Annotated in this window: 5 protein-coding genes; 4 read left to right on the top strand and 1 reads right to left on the bottom strand. The window is 61.0% G+C overall.

The features are described 5' to 3' along the window. The first annotated feature begins 104 nt into the window (after positions 1-104). On the top strand, positions 105-506 hold the full coding sequence (locus tag AWB81_RS40700; protein WP_062644067.1) for a cupin domain-containing protein: 402 nt from the start codon (positions 105-107) through the stop codon (positions 504-506). Between the two features lie 221 nt (positions 507-727). On the opposite strand, the gene AWB81_RS40695 is transcribed toward AWB81_RS40700, so the two are convergent. Further along, positions 728-1645 carry a LysR family transcriptional regulator gene (locus tag AWB81_RS40695; protein WP_062644065.1) on the bottom strand — a complete coding sequence of 306 codons (918 nt, stop codon included), beginning with the start codon at positions 1643-1645 and terminating at the stop codon, positions 728-730. A gap of 139 nt (positions 1646-1784) precedes the next feature. Here AWB81_RS40695 and AWB81_RS40690 point away from each other — a divergent pair, with 139 nt between their 5' ends. The 3 genes from AWB81_RS40690 to AWB81_RS40675 all read left to right on the top strand — a co-directional run bounded on the left by AWB81_RS40690 (position 1785) and on the right by AWB81_RS40675 (position 4466). Next, on the top strand, positions 1785-2549 hold the full coding sequence (locus tag AWB81_RS40690) for an SDR family oxidoreductase (protein ID WP_062644063.1): 765 nt from the start codon (positions 1785-1787) through the stop codon (positions 2547-2549). A gap of 373 nt (positions 2550-2922) precedes the next feature. Next, positions 2923-3444 carry a flavin reductase family protein gene (locus AWB81_RS40680; protein ID WP_062644059.1) on the top strand — a complete coding sequence of 174 codons (522 nt, stop codon included), beginning with the start codon at positions 2923-2925 and terminating at the stop codon, positions 3442-3444. Between the two features lie 290 nt (positions 3445-3734). Further along, positions 3735-4466, top strand: coding sequence for a hypothetical protein (locus AWB81_RS40675; protein ID WP_062644056.1), 732 nt, complete (start codon positions 3735-3737; stop codon positions 4464-4466). Positions 4467-4540: the final 74 nt, after the last annotated feature.

Genomic DNA, 4540 nt, shown 5'->3' with positions numbered 1-4540 from the left:
GCCGCCACGCTCGCCTCAGCAACCCAACCTCAAAACGCTAAACATTAACCCCCCTGTTGCACTTCGGCTTGAAACCGCCCCCTGTAAAGATTTCGGAGGAGCGAATGGAACGTTATCTTCCCGACGCGCCGCAGCGCTTCGTCATCAGCCACTACACCGAGGCCGACTTCAAGACCGGTGGCCTGCGCGACTACTCAGCTTACCGGGACCTGGGAGTTGCGGGGGCAACCAACGGGCTTGCTGAAGCACACGTGATCCGCATGATCGCGCCGTACCGGCCGGAACTTAGCGTTCGGCATCATCACAACGTGCAGTTCCAACTGGTCTACTGCCTGAAGGGCTGGTTCGAGACCGACTTCGAGGGCATTGGACCGCGGCGACTGATGGCTGGGTCGTGCTGGGTTCAGCCGCCAGGCATCCACCACACCGTCGTCGGTGGGTCGGACGACTGCGAGTTGCTCGAGATTCTGGTCCCAGCGGAGCACGAAACGATCAACGACCCGTGAGCGGCAACCCCAATTCCTGTCCAGGCCGATGACATGCCGCTCGTTCGATTCCATCAGTCGGACCATACCATCACGTTGGCGCTGTAGCCGGAAGATGCTCCGAGACACTCTGATCGCTATGCCGACTTCGACGAACGTATCTCTGCTGCGATGCATATCGTCCGAGGAAACTGTACTTTGCACTCGGGTCTTGCTCGGCGATTGTTCCACGTGCCACCCGCTCAATCTCCGTCATCCCGATCCCATGGGGGCAGTCCGCTGAACGCATCCACCAGGAAATCGATCATCACGCGTATCTTGGCGCTCAGGTGCCGACGGCTTGAGTACAACGCAAGTACGTCGATGTCAGGCAAGCGATACTCAGGCAACACCTGAACGAGCTTGCCGGCGCGCAGGTCGTTGCCGACCAGAAACGTGGGTTGCCAGATCACGCCTTGCCCAGCGAGCGCTGCTGCGCGCGCAGTGTCGCCATTGTTGGTATGCATGTGACAGTTGACCTGCACGGCGTGAGGCTTCCTCTCACTGTCGATCAGTTGCCACTCGTCGCCGGTGGCCGCGTACGAATAGCCGATGCATCGATGCTCAATCAGGTCCGCTGGCGCTGCGGGGTATCCGCAACGCGCCAGATAAGCTGGCGACGCACACAGGATGTTTCTCGATGTCGCCAGCTTGCGGGCTGCGTGGTTAGTCGAACCGGCGTGTGAGATGCGAATGGCGAGGTCGTAGCCTTCATCGACGATGTCGACGACGCGGTCAATCAGCGCAACGTCGAGTTCCACTTCAGGAAATCTCCGCATGAACTCGGGCCATAGCGGCGCCAGGTGCAGAATGCCAAAGCTCACGGGCGCATTGATGCGCAGTCGGCCGCGCGGTTCGACCGACGCAGATGACACAAGACCCTCGGTCTCGGCAACGTCGTCGAGGATAGATTTGCAGCGGGCGTAAAAAGTTTCGCCGCCCTCAGTGAGAGAAAGTCTGCGCGAAGTGCGATTCAGCAGGCGTGTGCCGAGATGGGCTTCCAACTCATTCACGTAGCGGGTCACGTTGGCGGGCGATGTCTCGAGCGCATCGGCTGCGCGCGTGAAGCTGCCGCGGCTCACCACGGTCACGAAGACCTCAAAAGCGCGAAGCCGATCCATAGACCTGCCCGATCATTCACAAATACTGAATGATATACCTATCTTTTGGTCCTTTCTGCATTTGCCACTGAAGCATATATTGCTTCCCATGGACCGAGGCATTGGGCCCTGGCCAACAAACTGCAGCAGGAGATTGAACATGCAACGCTTGACAGGAAAAGTCGCGATCGTGACTGGCGCCAGTGCGGGAATTGGCCGTGCCACCGCAAAACTGTTTGCCGCGGAAGGCGCAAAAGTGGTGATCGCGGCGCGCCGTGAAGCGGAACTTGCAACGCTCGCTGCCGAGATCGTCAGCGAAGGCGGTGAGGCCGCGTTTCTGGCAGGCGACGTGCAGTCAGAGGACTTCGCGAAAGCGCTGGTCGCACTCGCCGTTAGCCGCTTCGGCCGCCTTGACATCGCCTATAACAACGCCGGCACTCTGGGCGAAATGGGCCCGACAACGGGCGTGTCAGAGGCAGGCTGGTCGGCCGCATTGGCAACCAATCTGACGAGCGCCTTTTTGGGCGCGAAGCATCAGATCCCTGAAATGCTGAAGCAGGGCAGTGGATCAATCATCTTCACGTCGACCTTCGTCGGCTACTCATTCGCCTTTCCGGGGACTGCGGCATACGCTGCGAGCAAGGCCGGATTAATTGGTTTGACGCAGGCGCTCGCTGCCGAGTATGGGCCGCAAGGTGTGCGCGTCAACGCGATTTTGCCCGGTGCTGTGGACACACCCATGTATCGCGACATGAACGATACGGCCGAGTCGCAGGCCTTCGTGACCGGACTGCATGCGCTCAAGCGGGTCGCACGGCCGGAAGAACTCGCCCGCTCGGTGCTCTATCTCGCGTCCGATGACTCGTCCTTCGTGACCGGAACCGCGTCGCTGGTCGATGGCGGCGCATCGATCACGCGTACGTGAAGGCCGTTGGTGGCGTCTGACGCTCAAGAAACTTCGTTTTAGGAGTTCGTCGACGTCAACGTCTGGAGTCGAGTGTCGGCATGAATGGCCGCTGATATTGCGAAAACTGCCGCTGAGATGGGCGCGGCGCAAATGGCGGAAGCGGGTCGGCATGTGTCCTTCGTGGGGCAACAGGCGGCCCAAGGACAATCGGCACGGTGCATTTGCAAGGTAGCTAGGGCGGCGATACGATACGACGTGGTAGCCGCCAGGCGGTCGCTGTCGATATCCAGCGGGGAAGGGAATCGGGACCCGTGAGGCCCGGTTGCGGCCTGGCTCCTGTTCGTCGCAGCGAACCCGGCTCGCAGGATACGGGAGCCAAAGATGAAGCGCTATGAGTGACGGCATCGCAAACCTTTTCAGGCATCTGACGACAGGCGTCCACGTGATCGGCGTTGCGGACGGCGATCGCCGGAATGCATTTACGGCAAGTTGGGTCGTACAAGTCTCGTTTCGCCCGTTACTTCTCGCGGTCAGCATCAATCCGGCGCATGCGTCGTACAGGATTCTTCAGGGTGGGCGGGTGTTCGCAATAAATGTCTTGCGGGCGGAACAGCAGGCATTGGCCGAGCACTTCGGGACACAATCGGGCCGCACGGTCGACAAGCTCGCGGGGATACCCTGGCGAGCAGGCCGGACGGGCGCACCGCTGTTACATGGGGCGCTGGCTTATTTCGACTGTCAGCTAGTCAGCGACGTCGAGGCGGGGGATCATCGGCTAGTGATGGGCCGAGTGGTCGATGGAGCGGTGCTCATCCCGGATGGCCAGCCGTTGATCTATGCAGCGACGGGCGACCTGGATCAGAGCGCTGATCTCTACGCGAAGGATTTTTGCGAATGGCGGGAGGCTGGATAGCTTCGTCTATCTTGTCCGCCGGACACTGAAATTGTCGCGCTCCACGGTAGTCAGTACCATTCTCTGCAGATGCTGGTTGGTCCTGATTGGCGCCGCCGATCTGATTGACTGTCGAGGGTACCTCCCTAAATGGGGAGGAAGTGTGGCGGCGTATCGCCTAAACTCATTGAGGATTTGGCGCGTCACCAGCATTCGACGGCAACGACGTGAGAACGGAGCTCGGTTCGGGCCGGCGATAAGGTCGCCCACGCGGACCGCTGCGATCCCGGGCACAAGGGGGGACCAGCACCATGGCCGAAGTACCGACCGAGCGACTCAAGCTCAAGGAAACGCGCTTTCTGTCACCCCCCATCGTCGGCGAGCCGCTGTATCAGTGCGCTAAAGCGCTGGTGATCCTCGGGTTCGATCCCGGGGCCACGCTCGATGTTGAACGCAACGGCGCGCTTTTGTTGAGTGGCGTGCCGGGCGGCTTTCCACAACCGCAGGGAGCAATCCTCAGCCTGCCGGCCGCGCTCGCGGCTGGCGACGTCATTCGCGCGCGGCAGAAGGCGAACGGCTTGACGAGCGGCTGGTCCGTTGCCGTGACCGTACGCGACCACACGCAGGACTTTCCTGACGGGCCACCACGACCGCAGATCGATCCGGCGCCAGTTTACCAGTGCGGCTCACGCACGGGGATCAACAATCTGTTGACCGGTTGCGATGTATGGATCACCGCCAACGGCGTCGAAGTCGGCAAGGTCAAGGGGGCAGCACCTCATCAGGGCATCGACGTGACGCCCGACTACGGCCTCGGCGAGCAGGTGCGCGCGTGGGCGATGATGTGCAAGGATCGGAGTCCACCCTCCTTGGCCTACGACACCATCGCTCCGCCCAATCCGCTTCCCACCCCTGGCATCGACCCGGCATACGCGGGCGCGCAGCAGATCCGCATCAACAATCTAGTGAATGGCGCCCGCTTCGAGCTGTCGCTGAACGGCGCATCACTCGGCGTCTGGCGTACCTGGGGCTACGCACACTGAGATTGCCCCGCTTTGACGGACGAATTTGCAGTCAAGGGTTCGGCGTTATCTAGCCTCCATTAAGCGTTGAATTG

This window comes from Caballeronia arationis (assembly GCF_001544975.2).
GTDB lineage: Bacteria > Pseudomonadota > Gammaproteobacteria > Burkholderiales > Burkholderiaceae > Caballeronia > Caballeronia arationis.
The sequence above is the reverse complement of the archived record's forward strand: the minus strand, read 5'-3'. Positions and strand labels throughout refer to the sequence as shown.